Raw genomic sequence first — 25,126 nt, 5'->3', positions numbered from 1 at the left:
GCGAGGCGTAACGGCGAAGCCGCAGAATCGCCCCTCGGCGGCGAGGTCACGAGGCCGAAAACCCGCGGCGCCAGCCGCCATAGATACAGGAGCTCTGACGTGTCATTCAACGGGTCCCTGCCGCCGCTCGTGGAGCCGGCCGCGGAACTGACCAAGGACGAGGTCGCTCGCTACAGCAGGCACCTGATCATTCCCGATCTGGGCGTCGACGGTCAGAAGCGCCTGAAGAACGCCAAGGTGCTCGTGATCGGCGCAGGCGGGCTGGGTTCGCCCGCGCTGCTGTACCTGGCCGCGGCCGGTGTCGGCACGCTCGGCATCGTCGAGTTCGACGAGGTCGACATGTCGAATCTGCAGCGCCAGATCATCCACGGCGAGTCCGATATCGGCCGGTCCAAGGCCGACAGCGCCCGCGATTCGATCCTGGAGATCAATTCCGGGATCGACGTGCGGCTGCACAAGATCCGCCTGGAGCCGGACAACGCGGTCGAGCTGTTCGGCGAGTACGACCTGATCGTCGACGGCACCGACAACTTCGCCACCCGCTATCTGGTCAACGACGCCGCGGTGCTGGCGGGCAAGCCCTACGTGTGGGGTTCGATCTACCGCTTCGAGGGCCAGGTGTCGGTGTTCTGGGAGGACGCCCCCGACGGCCGCGGCATCAACTACCGCGACCTGTACCCGGAGGCCCCGCCGCCGGGCATGGTCCCGTCCTGCGCCGAGGGCGGCGTGCTGGGCGTGCTGTGCGCCTCGATCGGTTCGGTGATGGTGACCGAGGCGATCAAGCTGATCACCGGCATCGGTGAGACGCTGCTGGGCCGGCTGATGGTCTACGACGCACTGGACATGAACTACCGCACCATCAAGCTGCGCCGCGATCCGGAGCGTCAGCCGATCACCGAGCTGATCGACTACGAGGCGTTCTGCGGCGTGGTCTCGGAGGAAGGCATGGCCGCCGCGGCCGGCTCGACGATCACCGCGGCCGAGCTGAAGGATCTGCTCGACGCGGACAAGATCGAGCTGATCGATGTCCGTGAGCCGGTGGAGTGGGACATCGTGCACATCGAGGGCGCGACGCTGATCCCGAAGGACCGCATCCTGTCCGGTGAGGCGCTGGCCGAGCTGCCGCAGAACAAGCCGATCGTGCTGCACTGCAAGACCGGTATCCGCTCGGCCGAGGCGCTGGCCGCGCTCAAGCGGGCCGGTTTCGCCGACGCCACGCATCTGCAGGGCGGCGTGGTGGCCTGGGCCAAGCAGGTGGATCCGTCGCTGCCGGTGTACTGATCGGGTAGCTGCGCTGTTGCGGTCCTCGCCGAAGATTGCGGCGAGGTCGCAAAGTGGAGTTGCCAGCGTGCCTTCGGGCTCCGGGGGTGAAACCGGGGTTACGGTACGGCCGTGACCTCAGTCGAACCTCCCGAGCATGTGCGGGCCACATTCGGGCTTCGCGAAGTGACACCGGTCTCCCTCGGTGACTGGGACGGCGGCTGGCGGCTGGGTGACGTGGTGCTGAGTCCGGTAGCCGATCATGCGCGGGCCGCGTGGTCGGCGAAGGTGCGCGAGACGCTGACGGTCGACGGGCTGCGGGTGGCGCGGCCGGTGCGGGCCACCGACGGCCGGTATGTGGTGTCGGGCTGGCGGGCCGACACCTATGTCGACGGCGCGCCGGAGCCGCGGCACGACGAGGTGGTGTCGGTGTCGCTGCGCCTGCACAAGGCGACGGCGACGCTGGAACGTCCGCGGTTCCTGGTCCAGCCGCCGGTGGCGCCGTGGGTCGACGTCGATGTGTTCGTGGCCGCGGATCGGGCGGCGTGGGAGACGATTCCGCTGCGCAGCCTGCGGGCCGGTGGCGTGCCGATCACCGCGTCGCCGGACGGGCAGCGCAGCCTCGAGCTGATCGGTCAGCTGTCCACGCTGCGCAAGCCGATCCGCAGTCCCGATCAGCTGGTGCACGGCGATCTGTTCGGCACCGTGCTGTTCGCCGGCGCGCACACGCCCGGTCTCACCGACATCACTCCGTACTGGCGGCCCGCCGCGTGGGCGGCCGGGGTGGTCGTGGTGGACGCGCTGGCGTGGGGCGGCGGTGACGACGGACTGCTCGACCGCTGGTCCTCACTCCCGGAGTGGCCGCAGATGTTGTTGCGCGCGTTGATGTTCCGGCTGGCGGTGCACGCGCTGCACCCGCGGTCGACGCCCGAGGCGTTTCCCGGTTTGGCCCGCACGGCCGACATGGTCCGTTTGGCGCTGTAAGGGCGAATTGCGCCGATCGTGACCGATGGGTCGGATGTGGTTTCAAATCCGTTGAGACCCAACGTTTCCTGGCAGGTGACGTGCTATCTTCAGCGAGCATCGCCGCCATGTGTCCTGCGCCGGACCGGGGGACCCACCGCGGCCCGTCACGAGCGGTGAGGATTGCTGCGGGTGAGAATCCAGCCCAGACAACAGATTCTGGATATTTGGAGCGCCATGCTCTCGGCCTGCTACCGGGACGAGAAATGGCATTGGGACGGTGTGCTCGGCGCCAATTCGATCAGCGATTCCGAACAGCTGCTGTGCCTGCTGTATCCGGCGACCGAGATCGAGAGCTTCGCGCTGGACCGGCCGGAGGCGATGTCGGACGACGTCAAGATCGTGCTCGAGGCCTTCGGCGGGCAGGCCAGGATCGGGATCACGGTGCTCGGTCTGGTCGAGGAGTACCTGGCCCGCAACACCGATCCCGACGGGCTGCCACGGTTCGACGCGGGCAGCTATCTGCGCGCCACCGCCGATCGGGAGCCGACAGCCGCCCAGCACACCCTGGAGGTGGTGGACGGCTACTCCATGTCGGTGACGCTGTGCATCGCGGCGCTCGGTTTCGCGCGGGTCTTCGACCGCTGGGCGCGCACCGAACGGCGCAAGGATGTCAGCGCCAGGATCGCCGAGCTCAGTACGGGTCTGAGCACCCGGCTCACGGCCGCGATGACCGGCCTCGTGCGCAGTTTCGTGGTCAACACGGCCTCGCCGCGTTCGCCCTCGGGCAAGGCGATGCTGGGCATGCTCAACCAGTCGGGACAGCCCGAGAAGGTGGTCGTGGACGCGGTCTCGCGCAGCCTGGACCGGGTCAGGGCCCGGCTGCGCAACGACGTCACCCTGGGCCGGGCGCCGGAATCCGAACTCGACGACGAGGATCTGCTGTTCGAGTGCGGCTGGAGCTGGGGCGTGGTGCAGGGTGCCGACCCGGTGGACTTCGTGCCCGACGCGATCGGTTCCAGCGTCGGCTACGCCGACCCCCGGCCCTACCTGTACTTCACCATCACCGCGCTCGACGGCATCAACGACGTGCTCTCCCAGCGCACCAGAGAGCTCGACCTGCTCGACGACACCCAGTACCGCCTGGCCGAGGCGCTGCGCATCCGCTGGGACATCACCCAGCGCTACTGGGCCACGGTCGCGCGGTTCGGCAGCGGCACCTGGCCGCTGGAGGACATTCCGTGGCGCACCTCCGACGGCGAGGAGTCCGACTACTTCTCCCTCATCGTGTCGGCGGTGCTGATCCAGGAACTGGTGGCCCGCACCGCCTCCGACGACGACCTCACCCGCGCGATCGGCATCTTCGACGAGCTGGCCCGGCGCGGCCGCATCATCCGCAGACCCACCCAGGACGACCCGTCGGTGTCGCTGCACCACCCCGGTGTCCGGATGACATTGCGCGGCAGCGAACTCGTGGAGGGCGGCGGTCCCCGGCTGGAGTGGATCGCCTCGGACTTCGCGCCGGTGCTGCTCAAGCGGAGTCTGCAGGCGGCCCGCCTGTCCGGCAACATCACCGCGCGCGACCGGCTGATGGAGCTGGCCAAGAAGGTGATGGACCACCTCGACCTGCGCATGATCACCGAGGGCGACGCCGCGGGCCTGTGGGACGACCCCGGCGCGGCCTTCGGCGCCGCGGCGCGGGCGGGTCAGACCCTGCCGTCCTGGTACATGACCGAGCGAGTCATCGAATGCCTGGTCACCGCCGACCGCACCTACCGGGAGGCGCCGTTGCGGTCGCCCGCCATGGTCGTGCGCGCGGTCGAGCTGCTCAACGAGGCCGAGCACCTGCTGAACCAGGAGATGCTCAATGTCAGCGTCGAGGACACCTCGGCCAACCGCATCGCCCTCGACGGCGTCGAGCAGCAGCTGGCCAGGGCGCGCGACGTGGTGAATCTGCAACCGGGAACGGCGTTCACGCTGGCCTCGGCGGCCCTGATCGAACTCGACCGGCTCGCCTACGCTCGTCTCGACGCGATGAGGAGCACCTGATCACATGATCGTTTTCGCCACCTCGGACAAGGGCGGCACCGGGCGGTCGGTGACCAGCTGCAACCTGGCCTACCGGCTGGGTTTGCGCGGCATCAGCACGGCCTACCTGGACTTCGACTTCGGCTCGCCCACCGCGGGCGCGCTGTTCGAGATCAGCGCGGTCGAACGTGGCACCCAGCCGGGCAACGGCCTGCACTCGTATCTGCGCGGTCACAACACCCTGCCGCAGCGCATCGACGTGCGGGCCAACACCAACCGCGACGCGCTGCGCAGCCAGCGCTCGCGCGGCGGCAAGCTGGTGCTGCTGCCCGGCGACGAGGGCGGCGGCGAGGCCATGTCGGCCAACGACACCCAGGTGGTGCGCCGCTGCCGCGAGCTGCTGCTCGACCTGGACAGCACCTACAAGGTCGTGATCGTGGACCTGAGCGCGGGCCGATCGGTGGCCATGCAGATCGCGCTGGAGGCGACCAGGCCGCAGGACATGCCGGACAAGGAGGTGTGCTGGCTGGTCTATCACCGCTGGACCCGCCAGCATCTGATGGCCGCCCAGGGCTTGGTGCACGGGCCCAAGGGCCTGTTGAAGACCGGCGTCGAACTCGGTTACGCGCCCGACGACCTGCTCGCGCGAATCCGCTTCGTGCGCACCGCCGTTCCGCGCGTCACCGACGAGCACGCGGCCAGCGGCGGACCGCAGGCCGCCTGGCTGCTCAAGCAGAACGACGCGCTGCGCTCGCTGGCCGCGGAGTACCGGCTCGGCGCGGGCGCGTTGCTGGGGGAGACGCCGGTGGAACCGGTGCTGCAATGGCGCGAGCAGATCGTGCTCGACGCGGACGTGAACGCGGGCATCGCCAACCGCGCCACCGTCGACGCCTTCGAGGAACTGGCGCGACGGCTGTGGGATCGCGCCACCTGGGTCCGGGTGTAGCCGGGCACAAGCCACAATCCCGGCAAAGGTTGCGAAAAGGACTGCGGGAGGGGAAAATTCGACCGGGCGTGTTCCGGCTGTGCACTGCCCACGTGGTGGTTAGAATCGCCAGCGATTCTATCCCGACGGGTTGACAAGGGGCAGTGGTTGTGGGTGGCGCCGTCTACGCCGAGTCGACGGCGTCCGTTCGAGTCGAGGATGTTCCGCTCGCGCACCTGTCGATCGAGGTCGGGCATTTCTACATGTCGGATCTGCTCAACGGCGAAGCGGCCATCGAGGCCCAGTTCCGCCGGGTCGCCCCGCTGCTCGAGGCCTTCACCGATATCGCCAGGCGGGAATTCGGCGAGGTCGCCGGTGGCCCGTCCCGGGTGCGGGTGAGCACCTGCTTCCTGCTCGACGACTACTTCCAGACCGACGCCGACCCCCGCCGCATCGTGCCCAAACTGCTGCGCATCGCCGGCGACTGCGGCGTCCGGATCGACTACCTGGCCAGCGAGGCCGGGTGCAGCAAGTACCTGCGCCGCCAGCACGACGAACCCCGGATCCCGCTGGCGCAGATGGTGGCCGATTCCATCGTCGCCGAGCCCGCGCCCGGCAGCACCGGGCGCAGGCCGCCGACCGCGGAGTCGGGCTGGCTGTGCAACGGCGATCGTTCCAGCGATCACGAGCCGGGCCAGGCCATGGAGGTCGGCTACCGGCCGCCGGTGGAGTTCGCCGCGCGCAACCACTCCATCTTCCTCGACGTCGAGATGTGGCGCGACCGCGGCGCCGGCCAGGACGTGCTGTGGTCGTGTCCGTTCCTGGCGTCGGTGTGGCAGCTGCTGCGCCTGGGGATGCTGCGCTACGAGGGCAAGGCCGTCGTGGACGCGGAGTACTGGGCGCCGGGACACGAATGGCCCGCCCGCTGGAGCGATTTCCCGAGCGTGATCCGGTTGCAGGAGCGCGCCGCGCCCTTCGCCGCGTTCCGCTCGCTGTCGCTGCTGCCGCAGCGGTACGTGGGAATCGAGCACGCGGTGCGGATGATCCTCGACCATGTGCAGCCCGACCCGGCCGTCGTCGCGCTGATCGCCCGCCGCGCCCGGGAGCAGGGGATCACGATGACCGACGACGTCACCGACCGGCTCTCGCACCACTTCCTCAGCTCCGTCTGATCGCATGCCCTCACCTGCGCAAACCAGTTACGCTGCAGCAATGCAACGCAGCGGTGGTCCGCTGGCACTTCTGGGCGAAGTGCGCACCGGCCTGCTTCCGGAGTCGGCGGCGCTGAGCCGCGGGTCGGCGGCGGAATTGCTGACCCTGGTTCGCGGCCGTCGCGTGCAATCGCGGGAACGGCCGGTCAGCTGGGCACAGTCCCCGGTGATCGCTGAAGGGGTCGACTGCAGGCTCGCGACGCCGAATCGCGCGCGGGTGCGGGCGGTGGGCACGGTCGCCGCGCACGCCGTCGTCACCGGTGGGCGGATCCTGCAGAGCTCGGCCATGGCGGCGGTCACCGCGGGGGAGGGGACCCACCGGCGCGGCTGGGGGCACTACCTCGGGCGGATCGGCATCGTCGAGATCCTCACCCGGATACCGGCCGATGTCGGCAGTCTGCTCGTCGAGGGGTTCCTCGGCACCGGCGACCCCACCGTCGCCACCCTCGACCCCGGTGCGATCGCGGCCCGCCTGCACATGCGGGTGCGCACCGATCCCATGCTGAACCAGAAGCCGCCGATCCAGACCGGCGCGTCCCGGCTGCGCTGGGCGGCCAGGGTGGAACACGGTGCGGCGCCGAGCATGTCGTTCGTGTTGCTCGACGAGGAGACCCGGCTCGCCTCGGTGGTCGTCGGCGACGAGGTGGAACTGGCGGCGGTGCAGGGCTTCTGCGAGGACCTGGCCCTGCACGACTGGCTGCTCACGGTGCTCACCGAGGTGATCGACGAGGCCGAGATGGCCGAGCTGTCGCGCAGCTCGCCCGCGCAGGTGCTCACCCCGCTGCTGGAGCATCTGGTGCACCTGTGGCTGCCCGGGGCGTTCACCCCGCCGCCACTGCGCGGCCTGTGGGTGGGGCTCGAGGCCGATCCCGGGTTCACGGTGCAGTGGAACTCGCGCATCGGCCAGCTGCGCGACCGGGTCGCGGTGGCCACCCTCAGTGCGCTGACCCGCAGCCAGGCCCGGTGGTGATCACAGCCGGAACAGCTGGCGCACCAGCAGCGCGAAGAACACCGAGGTCGACACGATACCGGCGTAGGACTCCACGATCAGCGTGGTCTGGGCGAAGGTGCTCAGCGGTGGCAACCCCTCGGTGCCGACCGGGTTCAGGAAATTGAGCAGCCCCACCCGGGTGGCGGTGGCGACCCCGATCCCGGTGCTCGACAGGTAGAAGACCAGCACGAACAGCGCGATCTCCACCGCGATCCAGGCCAGCAGCAGGAACGGCCGATACCCGTAGCCGCACAGCAGGTCCGAGGCGATACCGGGCGCCCGCCGCCAGCGTGGGTTGCGCGCCCTGGTCTTGGCGCGGGCCAGGTTCAGCCCGCACCGGTCCTGGCCGCGCGGGTTCTCGGTGATGGTGTGCAATCGGTAGGCCTGGCGGTAGGCCAGGGCCGCGTGCGCGGGCAGCTTGTGCGCCGAGAGTTGTTCGCCCAGTTCCTCGTACCGCTCGGCGAGCAGGGCCGACTGGGTGCGGCTCAGCCGCAGCGGGCCGCGGAATTCCACCTCGGCGGCGAACAGCGCGGTGAGCACCGTCTCGCAGGCCAGTTCGCGACCCGCGTTGTCGAGGACGTCGGGATCGGCGTCGCGGTAGAGGTGGGCGAAGACCAGGCTGTCGCCGATCCGGCGCGAGGACGGCGGAACATAGTCGGCGAGAAACTGTTCCACGCGATGATTGAGTTCGTCGAGCAGCGTGTATTCGGTGGCGGCTCCGGGCGCGCGCTGGAAATCGGTGATCACGTCGGCGAAAGCCCCGGCGTGCCTGCGGATCAGGGTGGTCTTGGAGGCGACGAAATCGCCCAGCCGGTCGTGCTCGGCGTATTCGGTCATCCGTCGTCGACCGGTCCGCGATCTTTGTGCCAGCGCCGATCATCCGGATCGGCGGCCGCCCAGTCGTGGGTGATGCGGTGTACCAGCAGATCTCGTGGTTCACCGGCGCCGAAATACTGGTCCTCGTGGTCCACCCAGGTGAAGCCGGAATCCTTGTACAGATTCGCGGCGGGCACATTCGACGGGCGCACGGTGATGAAGATGGCCTCCACCTGGGAGGACCGGCAGCGGGCCACCGCGCGGTCGAGCAGCGACCGGCCGAGTCCGCGCCCCTGGAAACGCGCCGACACGGCCAGCCCGATCAGCCACGCCGACCGCCTGCCGACGGCCACCAGCGCGTACCCGCAAATCGAACCTGCCAGATCGGCGACCACCCATTGCGAACCGTGGATATCGAACAATTGCCGCAGCGCGAAATAGGGATAGGCCAGCGGCATGAATTCGTGCGATTCGAGCTCGGCGATGGCGGCCAGATCGTCGACGGTGGCGGATCGGAATCGTAGCTCTGCCTGCTCGTTCGAGGATTCCAATACCGCTCACCTCTGCCGCCCCGGTGCAAGTCTGAACTCCAGGGTAAGGGCAGATCGGTGCTCGTGGCCACCATCGCGGCCGAAAGGTGTTGGCACACAGCCGAAAGCCACGTCCGGCGAGGGGAGGCCGGACGTGGCTTTCGGGGTGGGACAGGTGGTTACTCAGACGCTGGCGTAGGCCAGCGAGGGGACCCGGTCGGTGGCGAAGCTGGAGCGCAGGTAGCACCACCAGGTGACCGCCGCCATCACCAGGAACACCGCGGCGTAGGCCCAGAAGGCGGGGGCCATGGTCTTGAGGTGGACATTGGACAGGCGCAGCGCCTGCTGGACCACGAACCCGCCCGCGGCGCCCACCGCGCCGATCACACCGATCGCGGCACCGGCCTGGCGCTTGGCCGAGATGGCGGCTTCGGCGATGTCGATGCCGTGTTCGGCGGCGTACTTCTTGGCGGTGGCGTTGAAGATCGACGGGATCATCCGGTAGGTGGAACCGTTGCCGATGCCCGCCAGCACGAACAGCGCCAGGAACGCGGCCAGGTAGAGCGGGAAGCTCTTGAGGTCCACCGCGAGCACGATGAACGCGACCGCGATCGACATGCCGCCGAAGACATAGACGGTGATCTTGGCGCCGCCGCCGACCTTGTCGGCCACCCAGCCACCGAACGGGCGGCTGAACGAACCCACCAGCGCGCCGAGGAAGGCCAGGTTGCCCAGGGTGGTGATCCAGCCGATCTTGGCCAGGTCCGGGAAGGTGGCCTTGATCAGCGTCGGGAAGGCGAAGGAGAAGCCGATGAACGAGCCGAACGTGCCGATGTAGAGGAACGCCATCACCCAGGTGTGCCGGTTGGTCAGGGCCAGCTTGTAGGACTTGCCGTCGGACTTGGCCTCGGTGACCGAGTCCATGAAGTACAGCGCGCCGAGGGTGGCGACCGCGATGAACGGCAGCCAGAACAGCACGGCCAGGGTGATGCCGAAGCGGTAACCGCCCGCGTCCTTGGCCATCACGTGCGTGCCCAGGGTGATCAGCAGCGGCACGATCAGCTGGGTCTGCGCGACACCGAGGTTGCCGCCCGCGGCGTTGAGGCCCAGCGCTGCGCCCTTCTTGCCCTCGGGGAAGAAGAACGAGATGTTGGCCATCGAGGACGAGAAGTTACCGCCACCGACACCGGCCAGCGAGGCCAGCACCAGGAACACCCACATCGGGGTGCCCGGCTGGTTGACGAAGTAGATGATGCCCAGGGTCGGGATGAACAGCATCGCCGCGCTGAACGCGGTGAAGGCGCGTCCACCGAACTTCGGGACGGCGAAGGTGTAGGGGATGCGCAGGGCGGCGCCGACCAGGGTCGGGACGGAGGTCAGCAGCAGCGCGTTGCTGACCGCGGTCGGGTTGCCCTTGCCCAGGCCGGCCAGGAACTCGAAACCGGCCGAACCCATGGCGGTGACGATGGAACCCCAGATCACCCAGATGCTGAAGCCCAGGTTCTCGGCGAAGACGGAGAACCAGAGGTTCTTGCGGGCGGTCTGCTTGCCGCCCGCTTCCCAGAACGCCGGATTGTCGGGGTTCCACTGGGTGAGCCAGCGGCCCTTCTTCTGATATTCGAAGGACGGGGATTCCGTCTCCTGGCCGGTGGCGGCGATCGCGGTCATCGGCTTCCTCTCGATCGGGCTCTGCGGAGGCGCATCGTCGTCGGGCGCCGGCGGCGATGCGTTCCTTGCGGGGTCGAGATAAAACGGTAGGAGCCGGTTGTTGCGTGACCGTGGCTTCAGGTGACGTTCCCGGCAACTCGGGCTCACCGACCGAAGCGCCGGTCGGTGACTGCTCGGTTACCTGGCCGTAGAGAAGGTTCCGGTGTCAGCGATCCGGATACTCGGCGATGAGCGAACCGAGGAAGCAGCGGGTCGCCTGCATGGCCTTGTCGGCGTCGCCGTCGATGACGGCCTGCACGAGTTCGGCGTGCTCGGTGTCGTAGGCGTCGTCGGAACGGGCGGTGCGCGCGTGGATCACGTGCTCGATGATCGGCAGCAGCGAATCGTAGAACTCCAGATATACCGCGTTGTGGCTGGCGACGACGATCGCCCGGTGCAGCTCCACGTCGGCGGCGATGGCGACCGGGTCCGGTTCGGTCCAGTTGCGGTTGCTGCGCTCGGCCAGCAGCCTGCGCAGATTGGCGATGTCGGTGTCGTCGCGGCGGCGCGCGGCCAGACCGGCCGCGGTGGTGTCGAGGGCCTGGCGTAGCTCGAGGATGTCGCGCTCCTCGGCGTCGGCGAAGTACTTGGCCAGGGTGCCGCCCACCTCGGAGGTGGCGATCACATAGGTGCCCGAGCCCTGACGGCGTTCGAGCATGCCCGCGTGCACGAGGGCCTGCACGGCCTCGCGCACGGTGTTGCGCCCGGTCCCGGTGAGCTCGGTGAGCTCGGGTTCGGTCGGGATCCGTTGGCCGGTCGGCCAACGGCCGGAACGGATTTCGGCCCGAAGCTGCTCGGTGACCTGGGCGATGAGGCTGGTTCGCCGGACGGGTTGCACGTCGCAAGGGTACCGCTGCTCACAAATCATTGCACCGATCATCGGGTCATCCTATGATTTGTCGGTGACCGCGACCCTCCCCGATACCAGCTCCGTGCCCGATGTGGGCACCCGCAGCCGCACCCGCGCGCTGATCGAAGGCCGCCTGCTCGTGCTGGCGGCCATTGTCATGTCGGCCCTCACCCTGCGCGCCGCGGTCACCGCGTTCAGTCCGCTGGCCGAGGAGATCGGCGCCGACATCGGGTACGGGACCGCGGTGGTCGGGGTGTTCGGCATGCTGCCCACCGCGATGTTCGCGGTCGCGGGGCTGATCGCGCCGCTGCTGGTGCGCCGGTACGGGCTCGAGCGCACGGTGCTGCTGGCGATGCTGCTGGCCGGTCTGGGCTCGCTGACCCGCGCGTTCGCCGCGGGCACCGGCGAGCTGCTGGCCTTCTCCGCGGTGGTGCTGCTCGGCATGGGCATCGGCAACGTGGTGATCCCGCCGCTGGTCAAGCGGTATTTCGCCGACCAGTTGGCCGCCATCAGCTCCCTCTACATCGTGATGGTGCAGATCAGCACCGTGGTGCCCGCGTTCGTCGCGGTGCCGCTGGCCCACGATCACGGGTGGCGCATCTCGATGGGTGTGTGGGCGATCGTCGGCTTCGCCGCCGCCGTGCCGTGGCTGTTCGTGCTGCGCGACCGCAAGGGTCGTGACCTGCACGATGTCACCGCGCTGCCGGCCGAGCCCGCCGCGGCTCCCGGCAAGGTGTGGCGCTCCCCGGTGGCCTGGGGCATGGCCGCCATGTTCGGCATGACCTCGCTGACCACCTACGCGATGTTCGCCTGGCTGCCCAAGATCCTGTCCGACGCGGGCGCGAGCGCGGCCTTCGGCGGCAGCATGGTCGGGCTGTTCGCGCTGATGGGGCTGATTCCCGCGCTGGCCGCCCCGACCGTGGTGTCGCGGATGCGCAACCCGTTCCCGGTGGTCGTCGGCTGCATGGTGCTGTTCGTCGTCGCCTTCGCCGGTCTGCTGATCGCCCCGATGGGCGCGCCGGTGCTGTGGGTGGTGCTGCTGGGCCTGGGCCCGAGCACCTTCCCGATGGCGCTGACCCTGATCAACCTGCGCACCCACACCCCGCACGGTTCGGCCGCGCTGTCGGGTTTCACCCAGGGTGTCGGCTACGCCGTGGCCTGTGTCGGGCCGTTGCTGTTCGGCATGCTGCACACCTGGACCGGTGGCTGGCTGGCCCCGTTCGGCATGCTGCTGGTGGCGCTGGCGGTGCTGCTGGCCGGTGCCTGGCAGGCCTGCAAGCCGCGCATGCTCGAGGACACCTGGAATTGAGCCGCGAAATTCTCACTGTTCGAGTTGCGCCGGTGTGCGTGCGGAGTAATGCTGTGTAGATCACACCCTCACCGAGGTGTATGCCGATTTCCGGCTGCTTCCTTACGTGCGGAAATCGTTGTGTCACATGCCGGAAACAAAAGCCCCGATCTCACCTCCCTGATCGGGGATTCGTGAGAAACCGTTGATTCGGGCGACATTTCCCGCAGCATTCCGGCAATACCCATTTCCTACCGTTGGGCCATCGCACTTTTGGGAGGCCCAACTTGAGCACGCTGAAGCGTAACCACGACATCGAGCACTGGGATGCCGAAGATGTCGCGGCCTGGGAGGCCGGCGGCAAGGACATCGCCAAGCGCAACCTGATCTGGTCGGTGTTCGCCGAGCACATCGGGTTCTCGGTGTGGTCGATCTGGTCGGTGATGGTGCTGTTCATGCCCACCGACAAGTTCGGCATCGATCCGGCGGGCAAGTTCTTCCTGGTCGCCATGCCGACCCTGGTCGGCGGATTCCTGCGGATCCCCTACACCGTGGCCACCGCCCGCTTCGGCGGCCGCAACTGGACGATCTTCAGCGCGCTGCTGCTGCTGGTCCCGCTGCTGCTGACGCTGTACTTCGTCACCCAGCCGGGCACCTCGTACACGACCTTCTTGATCGTGGCCGCGTTCGCCGGTGTCGGTGGCGGCAACTTCGCCTCGTCGATGACCAACATCAACGCCTTCTACCCGCAGCGGCTCAAGGGCTGGGCGCTGGGTATGAACGCCGGTGGCGGCAACATCGGCGTCCCGGTGATCCAGCTGCTCGGCCTGCTGGTGCTGGTGACCCTCGGCGGCGACTACGCCTACCTCATCTGCGCGATCTACCTGGTCCTCGTCGGTGCGACCGCGGTCGGCGCCGCGCTGTACATGGACAACCTGCGCAACCAGAAGGCCGACCTGTCCTACATGGGCAAGGCCCTGCGGGTGCCGCAGTCCTGGGCGATCGCGTTCCTCTACATCGGCACCTTCGGCTCGTTCATCGGTTACAGCTTCGCCTTCGGCCAGATCCTGCAGATCAGCTTCAAGGCCGGTGGCGACACCGCCGCCCAGGCCGCCGTGCACGCCGCCTCGATCGCCTTCATCGGCCCGCTGCTCGGTTCGCTGGCCCGCCCCTACGGCGGCAAGATGGCCGACCGGATCGGCGGCAGCAAGGTCGCGATCGGCACCTTCGGCGCCATGATGGCCGCCGCGCTGATCGTGATCGCCGCCTCGACCATGGCCGACCGCAACAACGGGATCGCCTCCGGCGCCACCATGGCCTTCCTGGTCGTCGGCTTCATCGCCCTGTTCGTGCTCTCCGGTTTCGGCAACGGCGCCGTCACCAAGATCATCCCGTCGGTGTTCGAGGCCAAGTCCAAGAGCCTGCGGATGCCGCGCGCCGAGCAGGCCGCCTGGTCGCAGAACACCGGTGGCGCCCTGATCGGCTTCGTCGGCGCGATCGGTTCCCTCGGCGGCGTCGGCATCAACATGGTGCTGCGCACCTCCTACGCCAGCACCAACTCCGCGACCACCGCGTTCTGGGTGTTCCTCGCCTTCTACGTGGTCTGCGCGGCCGTCACCTGGACGGTGTTCCTGCGTCGTCCCCGTCTGTCCCCCGTGTCCTCCGACTCCGATGTCGTGGTCGAGGCCGAGTCCCTGGTCCTCGAGGCCGAAACATCCGCTTCGTCGGCCAAGACGTCGGCTCGCTGACAAACCGACCATCATCAAGGAGGTCACTCTCATGAACAGCACTCGCAAAACAGTGGTCGTGGTCGGCCACGGCATGGTCGGTCACCGTTTCGTCGAGGCCCTGCGCGCCCGCGACGAGGCCGGTCAGTGGCAGGTCGTCGTCCTCTCCGAGGAGAAGCTGCCCGCCTACGACCGGGTCGGCCTGTCCTACTACGTCGGCAACTGGAACCCCGACGAGCTGGCGCTGCCGGGCAACATGTACGACGGCGACGCCTTGGTCGACCTGCGACTGGGCCAGCGCGGCGCCTCGATCGACCGCGAAGCCAAGACCGTCACCAGCTCCAACGGCGACGTCATCGCCTACGACGCGCTGGTCATGGCCACCGGCTCCTACGCCTTCGTGCCGCCGGTCCCCGGCCACGACCTGCCCGAGTGCTTCGTCTACCGCACCATCGACGACCTCGACGGCATCCGCGCCGCCGCCGAAGCCGCAGGTCCCGGCGCGCACGGCGTGGTCATCGGCGGCGGTCTGCTCGGTCTGGAAGCGGCCAACGCGCTGCGCCTGATGGGGATGACCCCGCACGTCATCGAGTTCAACGACCGCCTGATGCCCGCCCAGGTCGACGCGGGCGGCGGCGCGATCCTCGAGCAGCTGGTCTCCGACATCGGCCTGAACGTGCACACCGGCGTCGGCACCGCCAAGATCGTCTCGATCGAGGAGGACGGCCCGCACAACGTCACCCTGCACCTGTCGGACGAGTCCGAGATCCACGCCTCCCTGGTGGTGTTCTCCGCCGGTATCCGCCCGCACGACGCGGTCGCCAAGGAAGCCGGCCTCGAGCTCGGCCCGCGCGGCGGCATCCTGACCGATGTCACCCTGCAGTCCAGCGACCCCAGCATCTGGGCGATCGGCGAGTGCGCCGCGGTCGAGGGCATCTGCTACGGCCTGGTCGCGCCCGGTTACACCACCGCCGAGATCGTCGCCGACCGCCTGCTCGGCGGCGAGGGCGAGTTCCCCGGCGCCGACATGTCCACCAAGCTGAAGCTGATGGGCGTCGACGTGGCCTCCTTCGGCGACGCGCACGGCACCACCGAGGGCGCGCTGTCGGTCGTGCTGCACGACGCGGCCAAGGGCACCTACGCCAAGCTGGTCGTCTCCGACGACGCGCAGACCCTGCTCGGCGGCATCCTGGTCGGTGACGCCAGCCAGTACGCGGCGCTGCGCCCGCTGGTCGGCCGTCCGCTGCCCGCCGACGCCGCCGCGCTGATCTCGCCCGCCGGCGCCGAGCTGGGCGCCGACGCGCTGCCCGACGACGCCCAGATCTGCTCCTGCAACAACGTCAGCAAGGGCTCGATCTGCGGCGCGATCGCCGAGGGCGCCTGCGACATCCCGGCCATCAAGAGCTGCACCAACGCGGGTACCTCCTGCGGTGGCTGTGTGCCGATGATCAAGAAGCTGCTCGAGCAGTCGGGCGTGGAGATGTCCAAGGCGCTGTGTGAGCACTTCACCCAGTCGCGCGCCGAGCTGTTCCAGGTCGTGCAGGTCACCGGCATCCGTACCTTCTCGGAGCTGATCGCCAAGCACGGCAAGGGCACCGGCTGCGACATCTGCAAGCCGACCGTCGCCTCCATCCTGGCCTCCACCTCGAGCGATCACATCCTCGAGGGCGAGCAGGCCGCGCTGCAGGACACCAACGACCACTTCCTGGCCAACCTGCAGAAGAACGGCACCTACTCGGTGGTGCCGCGGATGCCCGGTGGCGAGGTCACCGCCGAGCAGCTGATCGTGATCGGCGAGGTCGCCAAGGAGTTCGGCCTCTACGTCAAGGTCACCGGTGGTCAGCGCATCGACCTGTTCGGCGCCACCGTGGACCAGCTGCCGCCGATCTGGCAGCGCCTGGTCGACGCGGGCATGGAGTCCGGCCACGCGTACGGCAAGTCGCTGCGCACCGTCAAGAGCTGCGTCGGTTCCACCTGGTGCCGCTACGGCCAGCAGGACTCGGTCGGCATGGCCGTGCTGCTGGAGAAGCGCTACCGCGGGCTGCGCTCGCCGCACAAGCTCAAGCTGGCCGTGTCGGGTTGCGCGCGCGAATGCGCCGAGGCCCGCGGCAAGGACGTCGGCGTGATCGCCACCGAGAACGGCTGGAACCTCTACGTCGGCGGCAACGGCGGTCTGACCCCCAAGCACGCCGTGCTGCTGGCCGGCGAGCTCGACGACGAGACGCTGATCAAGTACATCGACCGCTACCTGATGTTCTACATCCGCACCGCCGACCGCCTGCAGCGCACCGCGCCGTGGCAGGAGGCCCTGGAGGGTGGCATGGACTACCTCAAGGGCGTCGTCTGCGACGACAGCCTGGGCATCGCCGCCGACCTGGAGGCCGCCATGGCCAAGCACGTCGACGGTTACAAGGACGAGTGGGCCGCGGTGCTCGAGGACGAGAACAAGCTGTCCCGGTTCGTCTCCTTCGTCAATGCCCCTGACGAGACCGACCCCACGATCTCGTTCGACGACAGCGGTGAGCGCAAGGTTCCCGTGCTCCTGGGTCTGCCCGGCATGCCTGTCGGTGTTGGCTCGGACACAGCACCGGCCGGGAAATAAACGCTTAACCCTGCGGAAACAGGGCGCCTGTACCAATAGGTAAGGCGTTCGGAGGAGGAACCGATGACCGTTATCGACACACCCACCATCACCACGGAGACGGCGACCTGGACCCAGGCGTGCCGGCTCGACTTCCTGATCCCGGGCCGCGGCGTCGCAGTCCTGCTGAAGGGTGGCAGGCAGGCCGCACTGTTCCTGCTCACGGACGGCACGCTCGCCGCCGTCGGCAACATCGATCCGTTCGGCCGGGCCGCGGTGATGTCGCGCGGCATCGTCGGCGATCGCGGCGGCGTCCCCGTCGTCGCCTCGCCGCTGCTCAAGCAGGCCTTCTCGCTGATCGACGGCCGCTGTCTCGACGACGACACGCACTCCATCCCGGTGTACGCCGTGCGGCTCGACGGTGGCGTCGTGGCGGTATCCAACGAGCCGGTGCCGGTCGCGGGCCTCGAATCCTCGGACGGCTGAGTACATGACTGGACCTACCGACAGCGGCAACGGCCTTGCCGGTTTCACCATCGGTGTCACCGCGGCGCGCCGCGCCGAGGAATTCGGCACCCTCCTCACCCGCAAGGGCGCGACCGTGGTGTCCGCCCCGGCCATCCGGATCATCCCGCTGGCCGACGACACCGAACTCGAGCGCGTCACCGAGCTGCTGATCGCCGATCCGCCGCAGATCACCGTGGCCACCACCGGCATCGGCTTCCGCGGCTGGATGGAGGCGGCCGAGGGCTGGGGCCTGGCCGAGACGCTGCGCGACACCCTCGCCGCGACCCGGATGCTGGCCCGCGGCCCCAAGGCCAAGGGCGCCATCCGCGCCGCCGAACTGCGCGAGGAATGGTCGCCCGCCTCGGAGTCCTCGGCCGAGGTGCTCGACCACCTGCTCGCCGAGGGCGTCGAAGGGGTGCGGATCGCGGTGCAGCTGCACGGCGCGACCACCGAGTGGGAGCCGGTTCCGGACTTCTGCGAGGTGCTGCGCTGCGCCGGCGCCGACGTGGTGCCGGTGCCGGTGTACCGGTGGGAGCCGCCGGCCGATCGCGGCCCGATGGACAACATGATCGAGTCGATCATCTCCGGCAGCCTGGACTGCGTCACCTTCACCAGCGCGCCCGCCGTGGCCTCGCTGCTGATGCGGGCCAAGGAGACCGGGCTGCTCGAGTCGGTGCTGCACGCGCTGCGCGGCCGGGTGCTCGCGGCCTGCGTCGGCCCGATCACCGCGGCGCCGCTGGAGGAACTCGGCGTGCCGACCACCATGCCGGGCCGTGCGCGCCTCGGTGCGCTGGCCCGCCACGTCGCCGAGGAACTGCCGCGCCGGGCCAGCCGCATCTACGCGGCCGGTCATCTGATCAGCGTGCGCGGTGGCTGTGTCGTCGTCGACGGTGAGGTACGTCAGCTGGCGCCCGCGCCGATGGCGCTGATGCGCTCGCTCGCCCGTCAGCCCGGCCGGGTCGTCTCCCGCGAGGACCTGCTCTCGGCGCTGCCCGGCGGCGGCGACGACACCCACGCCGTGGAGACCGCCATCGCCCGTCTGCGGGCCGGCCTCGGTACCCCCAAGGCCATCCAGACCGTCGTCAAGCGGGGCTACCGCCTCGCGCTCGACGCCGCCGACTGCGCCGACCCGCCGGTGGGCCGTCCGCCGGTGCAGTCGCCGCATCAGGCCGGGATCGGCACGCCGGCCCGGTCGCCGCGTCCGGCGCACGCGATCGGGGCGTGGTGAGTACCGCGCGGCCGGGTGAGCCGGCCCTGGTGCTCGTCGCGCACGGCACCCGGAGCGCGCGCGGCGTGGAGATGATCGCCGCGCTCGCCGACGCGGTGGCCACCGAACTCGGTGCCGCGGTGTCGGTGCGCGCGGAAGGCGCCGAAGCCGCGGCGGCGGCGCCCAATCCGGCGCTGCGCACCGCCTTCGTCGACGTGCTCGGCCCGTCGCCGTCGGAGGTGCTGCGCGACCTCGACGGACCGGCCGTGCTGGTTCCGGCGTTCCTCGCCTCGGGCTACCACGTCTACCAGGACGTGCCGCGCGAGGTGGCCGAGAGCGGTCATCCCTCGGTCGCGGTCACCGCGGCCATGGGCCCCGATCCGGCCCTGACCAGGATCATGGCGGTGCGCCTGCGTGCCGCGGGCTGGCGGCCGGGCGACGCGGTGGTCTTCGCCGCCGCCGGTTCCTCGGACGCGCGGGCCCGGCAGGATGTGCGCCGCGCCGCGGGCATGCTGGCCGAACAACTCGGCGCCCCGGTCCGCATCGCCTACGTGGCGACCGGCACCCCCAGGGTCCCCGAAGTCGTCGCCGAGCTGCGCGAATCCGGCGCCGAACGGGTCTACGTCGCGTCGTATCTGCTGGCCCACGGCCTGTTCCACCAGCGTCTGCACGACGCGGGCGCCGACGGCATCGCCGAGCCCATCGGTGTCCATCCCGCGGTGGTCCGGCTCATCGCCGACCGCTACCGCACCGCCGCTCGCGACCTGGTCCGCGCCCAGGTCCGCTGAGCGGTCCCGGCGCCGCGCGGGCTCGGGGGCTCGCGCGTCGTCGTCGGGTAGCTCCGGTCCGCGGCGGATAGAGTTGGCCGGTACTTCACCGGGAGGGGACCACCGTGCCAGATCCATCCGCAGACCACGAGCATCCGCGCCCGCAGGATGACCTGACGTCGTACCCAGACGCTGTTCCCGGGGCGCCCGGCGCCCCGAACGCGGCGGTTCCACAGCCGCTGTATCCAGGTGCCGCCGCGGGGCCGCGGCCGCCTGTTTCGGACGCGCCCGTGCCGCGACCTGTGGTCGATGGGCGACAGTCGCGCCCGGACGATGGGGGATCGCCGGTCCCGTGGGCGGGCGCCGGCCCTGCCCTGCCGGGGGCCACCGCCGCTTTCGCTGGTCAGCCTGTGCCGCCGCCGGGCGTGCCCGGGCAGCCGCCGTATCCGGCATCCGTGCCCTATCCACCGCCCGTGCCGGGCCAGCCGCCGTATCCCGTTGGCGGACAGCACTATCCGAACCAGCCGGTGGCACCCTCCGCGCCCCGGACGATGCCGCAGCAGGTGCAGATCTCGTTCTACGTGATGCTGGCGGGCGCCCTGGTGACCGTGCTCAGCGCCGCGTACATGCTCACCACGATCGACACCATCCGCGACAACGCGTCGCATGCCTCGAGTGGCGTGCTGCGCGGCGACGAGCTGGATCTGGTGGTGTACGCCGGAATCGGCGGTGGGTTGCTGACCTCGGCGGTGTCCGCTGGGTTGTGGATCTGGATGGCGTTCGCGTGCCGGTCCGGCAAGAACTGGGCCAGGGTCACCGCGACCGTGTTCTTCGGCATCAATCTGCTGTTCGCGGTGATCGGGGTGATCGGCGTGGTGATCGGGGGCGACCTGGGCACCGGCACGGGGACCGACCCGCAGTCGCTGGCCTTCAGCGCGGTGACATTCCTGATCGGGGTCGCGGCCATGGTGCTGCTGTGGCATCCCCGCTCGTCGGCCTATTTCGCCCCGGCACCGCCGCCCGCCTACGCGCCGTACCCGCCTACCGGGCGGTGGTGAAGTTCGCCCGGTAGGTGCTGGGCGGCACCCCGAGCTGACGGATCATGTACCGGCGCAACGACTCCGCCGCCCTCACCGCGCACGCCACCGGCGCCGCTGACCGCGCCGGTGCGCTGAACCTGTCGGTGGCCGGGCGCACACTGGATCCATGGCCTATGACGAGGAACTCGCCGAGCGGATCCGGGAGATCGTCTACCCGGGGCGCGACCTCACCGAGCAGCGGATGTTCGGCGGGCTCGCCTTCCTGATCGGCGGCAATATGGCTGTGGCCGCCAGCGGCAAGGGCGGGCTGATGGTGCGGGTCGACCCCGCCGAGGGCGAGGCGCTGCTCGACGGCGGGACGGCGACGCCGATGGTGATGCGCGGGCGGGAGATGCCCGGCTGGATCCGCGTCACCACGGCCACCGTCGCCGATGACGCGGTGTTGCGGGAGTGGGTCGAACGCGGCGTGCGCTACGCCGGGAGCCTGCCGCGAAAAAAATCGAAGAAAAGTTCGGGAGATGTGTCGAGCCGATGATGACGGCTCCGACCAAGGGGTGACAGCAGGCCAACACACAGCCCCAAGGAGCACATCATGTCCGTCACCACCTTCCTCTGGTTCGACACCGAGGCCGAAGCCGCCGCCGAGCTCTACACCGCGACGGTGCCGAATTCACGGATCGTCGAGGTCACCCGTCAGGGTGACGGGTCGGCCTTCATCGTCGGCATCGAGCTCGACGGCCACTCGGTCACCCTGATGAACGGCGGCCCGGGACACCCGCCGACCGATGCCGCGTCGCTGCAGGTCATCGTGGACAGCCAGGACGAGATCGACCGGCTCTGGGACGCGCTGTCCGAGGGTGGCGAGCCCGGTCCCTGCGGCTGGCTCACCGACCGGTTCGGGGTGTCCTGGCAGGTGGCGCCCGCCGTACTGCCCAAGCTGCTGGGCGGCGAGCCCGCGCAGGCGATCGCGGTGGGGACCGCGCTGCGGAGCATGTCCAAGCTCGACATCGCCGCGCTGCAAGAGGCGTACGACCGGGCCTGATCGGTGACGAACGACGACGGCCGCCGCGGATCGGTATTCCGCGGCGGCCGTCGAGGCGTGGGTCGGGTCAGCCGGCCGAACCGGTCAGCAGGCCGCCGAGGTCGGCCGAGCCGGTGCCGCCGGGGGTCGGGGTGGTCGGCTTCTCGCTGACCTGCACGGTCACCGTCTTGACGCTGATCAGCTCCTGTACCGCCTTGATCTCGTGCGCGCCCGGAGTCGACGGGGTCCAGGTGATGGTGGCCTTGCCGTCGGATACCGACACCGGCTCGCCGATCTGGGTGCCGTTGTCGGAGAAGGTCACCTTGAACAGGAACGAGGTCGCGGTGACGTCGGCGGTGACGGTGTACGGGGTACCGACGTAATGCGTGGTGCCGCTGACGGTCACGCTCTGCACGAGCGCCGAGGCCTGCGGCGCCACCAGGACGCCGGCCGCGGCCACCGCGGTGAGTGCTGTGAGTCCGAAGCCGGCCCGCCGAGCCTGGTTGGTCTTCATGGTGTGTTCTCCTGTTTCGCGCTGTCCCACCGCTGTGGGTGTGGGCGAGACTATCCACCCGGTCGGCTCGCTGTCCGGGAAACAGAAAAACACATGTTTAAAATCATCTGGACCAATTCGTCGCAGGTGGCGCCGGATTCACCCCGTGCGGATGAGGCGATCGCGCGCCGGTGCGCCGAGACTGGGCACATGCCGACGTCGGGTGCGGTTCGCTACCAGTTCGTCATCGAGGGCGAGCTGACCGAACGTGCCGTCGCGGCCTTTCCCGAACTCCGGCGCAGCGCCCATTCGGCCACCGGAACCACCACGCTCTATGGCGAACTCGCCGACAACACCGCCATGCGCGGGGTGCTCGCTCGCATCGATGTCCTCGGGCTCACCCTGCTCGGGATGTCCCGGTTGCCGGACTGACCGGGGAAGATAGCCAACAATTAGCCGATATGGGTAAACCTGGTCGATGACGTCGATCTCATAACCATCGGCTCGTCGCTCCGTGACTCCCGAACGCGCAGGTCGGGTTTCGCCTACCGTCGAACCTGCTGGTGAATCGGACCCGCAGGGGAGACGACGAGCTCAGGAGTGTGGTGGTGGCAGCCTCGTACCGCGCGTTAGCTGAAATGCCTTCGGTCGCCGATGTCCGCGTCCCCGAGCTGTCCTTCGCCGCCGTCCGGTGCGCCGAGATCAGCGCCCGCTTCGATCGCGCCCAGGCCGGTGCCGGGCACACCGTGTTGGTGTCCGGCCCGGCGGGCAGCGGCAAGACCGTCGCCCTGGTCGACTGGCTGACCCACTCGCGCCGGGTCCGGTCGGCCACCGTCGGCTGGCTCACCGTCACCGCCGCGCTGGCCGACAGCGGCGACCTGCTGCCCGCCATCGCACGCGTGCTGGACCGGTCGGCCGAGATGGCCGCCGACGCCACCGTGCGCACACCGGTCGACCAGGCGGCCGACCTCGTGGCCACGCTCACCACAGCCGAGCGCACGGTGCTCATCGTCGACGACGCCCACCTGCTGACCGATCCGATGCAGCTGGCCGGCCTGGAACACCTGCTCACCCATCTCCCGCCGACGGTCACCGTGCTGATCGCGGGCCGATTCGATCCGCCGCTGCGCTGGCATTCGCTGGAACTGGCGGGCCGGCTCACCCGGCTCGGCGTCGCCGACCTCGCGCTCACCCCGGAGCGGATCGCCCGGCTGTTCGCCCAGCACGGCTGCCTGCTCGACGACACCGAACTCGCCATGGTGCACGCGCTGACCCGCGGCTGGGCCGCGCTGGTCCGGATCGCCGCCATCTACGTGGCCGCGAACGCCGACGACCGCGACACCGCGCTCACCACCTTGGCCCGCCCCTCGCACGCGGTCGCCGACTTCCTGGTCGCCGAGCTGATCCAGTCGCTGCCCGCGCCGACGCTCGAATTCCTCCTGGCCACCGCGGTGCCCGCGCGGTTCTGCCTGCCGATGGCCGAGGAACTGGCCGGTGAGCACGCCGCCCGCATCGTCGACGAGCTGCTGCGCGCCAACTTCCCCATGCAGACCGTGGCCGAGGCGGGCCAGCTGTGGCACAGCTACCACCCGCTGCTGCGCGCGTATCTGCTCGCCGAGGCCACCCACACCAGGGCCGACAGCCTGCCCGGCGTGCACCGCCGGGTCGCGGAATGGTTCGGCGCCGCGGCGATGCCGGGCGCGGCACTCGACCACGTCATGGCCGAACCCGGCGCGCCGGGCCTGGTGCCGTTCGTGCGGGAGTGGGGTCCGCGCATGGTGCTCGACGGCACCGGCCACCTGCTGCTCGCCGCGGTCGAGCACCTGCCCGAGGCCACCGACGACACCTTCGTACGGCTGCTGCGCGCGGCCGTCGCGGTCGAGAACGACGAGATCGCCGCCGCCGAGGTATATCTCGAGGCGGCCCATGTGGACAGCGAGCAGGTCTCGCGCCTGGTCCCGGCCGCCTGGACGGCCGCCCTGGACCGGGCGGTCAGCGCGGGACTGGCGGTGCTGGTGGGGGATTCGGCCTCGTTGCGCTGGCCGTTGCCCGCCGTGACGGGCCAGCTCGATGTGGACTGCTACGCCGCGCTGCACTGCGGCACCGCGGCGGTCACCGGCGGTGACCTCGACGGTGGAACCGCCGCGCTGCGCCACGCGCTGGTACACGCCGAGGAAGTGGGACTGGGCCGGATCGCGGTGCGGGCCAGGACCGGGCTGGCCGTCGCGGCCGGATCGGCGGGCCGGATCAACGAGCTACGCACCCTGGCCGAGGCCGCCGTCGCGTGCGCCGAGCGGCACGACCTGACCCGGTCGCCCGAGGCGGCGAGCGCCCGGGTGATCGCGGCTTACGGTGCCTACCTGCAGGGTTCGGCCGTCGACTTGCCGGGCGCACCCGGCGGCACTGTGCCCGAGGCAGGCGCGCCCGCGCCGGTGCGACAGGGCGCGATCTACGCGGGCATCATGACCTTCGACGCGGCCACCGACCGGGCCGCCGTCGCGACGGCACTGTGCGCGCAGGCCCATCGGCTGCTCGACGAGTCGCCCGGCCTGCTCGGCGTCGGCACGCTGGTCACCGACGTGCTGTGGTTGCTGTTGCGGCTCCAGGCGAAAACCGATGCGCAGCATCTGGTCGACCACGCGCTGCGGGTGTTCGGCCTCACCCCGCAGCTGGCCGTCGCCGAGGCGGGCCTGGCCGTGCACACCCACCGGCCGACCGCGGCGCTGGCCCAGCTCGAACCCGTCCTCGGCGGAGCTTCGCAGCTCACCGCTGGTCCGCTGGTCACCGCCTGGTTGCTGGTCGGGGTCGCCGCCGACCGGCTCGACCGGCCGCGCAAAGCCGAGGACGCCTTCGAACAGGCCCTGGCCCTGGCCTGCGGGGAACACCTGATCCGCCCGTTCCTGGACGTGCCGGGCGCCGCCGAGGCACTGGACCGGCTGGGCGGCCGATTCGGCCGGTACGACGCCTTCGTCGACCTGGTCCGCTCGCACCGCGCGCCCGCCACCGACGCACCCCAGCTCACCGACACCGAACTGGCCGTCCTGCGCCAGCTCCCGTCCGGCATGACCGCGATCAATATCGCCGCCAACATGGGTGTTTCGGTGAACACGGTCAAGACCCATCTGCGCGGTATCTATCAGAAACTCGGTGTCAACGCCCGCGCCGACGCCATCACCAACGCCCGCCGCGTCGGCCTCATCTGAGCGTCGCGCCA

General features: G+C 69.8%; 22 protein-coding genes. 17 read left to right on the top strand and 5 right to left on the bottom strand.

All coding sequences use genetic code 11. From position 1 onward, the window contains the following. Positions 1–99 precede the first annotated feature (99 nt). The 6 genes from moeZ to EL493_RS28975 all read left to right on the top strand — a co-directional run bounded on the left by moeZ (position 100) and on the right by EL493_RS28975 (position 7,357). Positions 100–1,281 carry an adenylyltransferase/sulfurtransferase MoeZ gene (moeZ, locus tag EL493_RS29000; protein ID WP_022567057.1) on the top strand — a complete coding sequence of 394 codons (1,182 nt, stop codon included), beginning with the start codon at positions 100–102 and terminating at the stop codon, positions 1,279–1,281. 111 nt (positions 1,282–1,392) lie between these two features. Beyond that, positions 1,393–2,244 (top strand): TIGR02569 family protein, encoded by an 852-nt coding sequence (locus EL493_RS28995; RefSeq protein WP_022567058.1) that lies wholly within the window; start codon positions 1,393–1,395, stop codon positions 2,242–2,244. 171 nt (positions 2,245–2,415) lie between these two features. Then, a complete protein-coding gene (locus EL493_RS28990) occupies positions 2,416–4,272 on the top strand; it encodes an SCO2524 family protein (protein ID WP_030200828.1) in 1,857 nt (618 codons plus the stop codon). Between the two features lie 4 nt (positions 4,273–4,276). Beyond that, a complete protein-coding gene (locus EL493_RS28985; protein ID WP_019048684.1) occupies positions 4,277–5,197 on the top strand; it encodes an SCO2523 family variant P-loop protein in 921 nt (306 codons plus the stop codon). Between the two features lie 149 nt (positions 5,198–5,346). Continuing rightward, positions 5,347–6,348, top strand: a complete 1,002-nt coding sequence (locus tag EL493_RS28980) for an SCO2522 family protein (RefSeq protein ID WP_019048683.1) — start codon at positions 5,347–5,349, stop codon at positions 6,346–6,348. A gap of 40 nt (positions 6,349–6,388) precedes the next feature. Further along, positions 6,389–7,357: an SCO2521 family protein gene (locus EL493_RS28975; protein WP_019048682.1), complete on the top strand. Its 969-nt coding sequence runs from the start codon at positions 6,389–6,391 to the stop codon at positions 7,355–7,357. Here the strand turns inward: EL493_RS28975 and EL493_RS28970 are convergent, their stop codons facing one another. The 4 genes from EL493_RS28970 to EL493_RS28955 form a co-directional block, all read right to left on the bottom strand. After that, positions 7,358–8,215 (bottom strand): hypothetical protein, encoded by an 858-nt coding sequence (locus tag EL493_RS28970; RefSeq protein ID WP_019048681.1) that lies wholly within the window; start codon positions 8,213–8,215, stop codon positions 7,358–7,360. It lies immediately after the preceding gene. Continuing rightward, positions 8,212–8,745, bottom strand: a complete 534-nt coding sequence (locus tag EL493_RS28965; RefSeq protein ID WP_019048680.1) for a GNAT family N-acetyltransferase — start codon at positions 8,743–8,745, stop codon at positions 8,212–8,214. The genes EL493_RS28970 and EL493_RS28965 overlap by 4 nt, the downstream gene beginning before the upstream one ends. A 162-nt stretch (positions 8,746–8,907) precedes the next feature. Continuing rightward, positions 8,908–10,392: an MFS transporter gene (locus EL493_RS28960; RefSeq protein ID WP_019048679.1), complete on the bottom strand. Its 1,485-nt coding sequence runs from the start codon at positions 10,390–10,392 to the stop codon at positions 8,908–8,910. Between the two features lie 205 nt (positions 10,393–10,597). After that, positions 10,598–11,269, bottom strand: coding sequence for a FadR/GntR family transcriptional regulator (locus EL493_RS28955; RefSeq protein ID WP_019048677.1), 672 nt, complete (start codon positions 11,267–11,269; stop codon positions 10,598–10,600). Positions 11,270–11,333: 64 nt separating this feature from the next. On the opposite strand from EL493_RS28955, the gene EL493_RS28950 reads away from it, so the two are divergent. From EL493_RS28950 to EL493_RS28910, 9 genes are all read left to right on the top strand, one after another. Continuing rightward, a complete protein-coding gene (locus EL493_RS28950) occupies positions 11,334–12,590 on the top strand; it encodes an MFS transporter (protein ID WP_019048676.1) in 1,257 nt (418 codons plus the stop codon). Between the two features lie 266 nt (positions 12,591–12,856). Next, complete coding sequence (locus EL493_RS28945) at positions 12,857–14,317, top strand: nitrate/nitrite transporter (protein WP_019048675.1); 1,461 nt, start codon at positions 12,857–12,859, stop codon at positions 14,315–14,317. A 31-nt stretch (positions 14,318–14,348) separates the two neighbouring features. Then, the gene (gene nirB, locus EL493_RS28940; protein ID WP_019048674.1) at positions 14,349–16,898 is read left to right on the top strand and encodes a nitrite reductase large subunit NirB; all 2,550 of its coding nucleotides are present in this window, start codon (positions 14,349–14,351) and stop codon (positions 16,896–16,898) included. 63 nt (positions 16,899–16,961) lie between these two features. Then, positions 16,962–17,363 (top strand): nitrite reductase small subunit NirD, encoded by a 402-nt coding sequence (gene nirD, locus EL493_RS28935; RefSeq protein WP_019048673.1) that lies wholly within the window; start codon positions 16,962–16,964, stop codon positions 17,361–17,363. A gap of 4 nt (positions 17,364–17,367) precedes the next feature. After that, the gene (locus EL493_RS28930) at positions 17,368–18,612 is read left to right on the top strand and encodes a uroporphyrinogen-III synthase (protein WP_019048672.1); all 1,245 of its coding nucleotides are present in this window, start codon (positions 17,368–17,370) and stop codon (positions 18,610–18,612) included. Between the two features lie 71 nt (positions 18,613–18,683). Next, positions 18,684–19,379 carry a sirohydrochlorin chelatase gene (locus EL493_RS28925; RefSeq protein WP_051719426.1) on the top strand — a complete coding sequence of 232 codons (696 nt, stop codon included), beginning with the start codon at positions 18,684–18,686 and terminating at the stop codon, positions 19,377–19,379. Between the two features lie 530 nt (positions 19,380–19,909). After that, positions 19,910–20,416: a hypothetical protein gene (locus tag EL493_RS28920; RefSeq protein WP_019048670.1), complete on the top strand. Its 507-nt coding sequence runs from the start codon at positions 19,910–19,912 to the stop codon at positions 20,414–20,416. Between the two features lie 148 nt (positions 20,417–20,564). Next, entirely contained in the window at positions 20,565–20,933 is a 369-nt protein-coding gene (locus tag EL493_RS28915; RefSeq protein ID WP_019048668.1) for a TfoX/Sxy family protein, read from the top strand. Positions 20,934–20,990: 57 nt separating this feature from the next. Beyond that, the gene (locus EL493_RS28910) at positions 20,991–21,440 is read left to right on the top strand and encodes a VOC family protein (protein WP_019048667.1); all 450 of its coding nucleotides are present in this window, start codon (positions 20,991–20,993) and stop codon (positions 21,438–21,440) included. A gap of 67 nt (positions 21,441–21,507) precedes the next feature. On the opposite strand, the gene EL493_RS28905 is transcribed toward EL493_RS28910, so the two are convergent. Next, positions 21,508–21,933 (bottom strand): Ig-like domain-containing protein, encoded by a 426-nt coding sequence (locus EL493_RS28905; protein WP_019048666.1) that lies wholly within the window; start codon positions 21,931–21,933, stop codon positions 21,508–21,510. A 189-nt stretch (positions 21,934–22,122) separates the two neighbouring features. Here EL493_RS28905 and EL493_RS28900 point away from each other — a divergent pair, with 189 nt between their 5' ends. Together EL493_RS28900 and EL493_RS28895 are read left to right on the top strand one after the other, a co-directional pair. After that, positions 22,123–22,344 (top strand): hypothetical protein, encoded by a 222-nt coding sequence (locus EL493_RS28900; protein ID WP_019048665.1) that lies wholly within the window; start codon positions 22,123–22,125, stop codon positions 22,342–22,344. Between the two features lie 206 nt (positions 22,345–22,550). Continuing rightward, positions 22,551–25,115 (top strand): LuxR C-terminal-related transcriptional regulator, encoded by a 2,565-nt coding sequence (locus tag EL493_RS28895; protein WP_019048664.1) that lies wholly within the window; start codon positions 22,551–22,553, stop codon positions 25,113–25,115. Positions 25,116–25,126: the final 11 nt, after the last annotated feature.

Source organism: Nocardia asteroides (genome assembly GCF_900637185.1).
Lineage (GTDB): Bacteria > Actinomycetota > Actinomycetes > Mycobacteriales > Mycobacteriaceae > Nocardia > Nocardia asteroides.
Note: the sequence above shows the minus strand (reverse complement) of the source record. Positions and strands in the feature narration are given on the sequence as shown.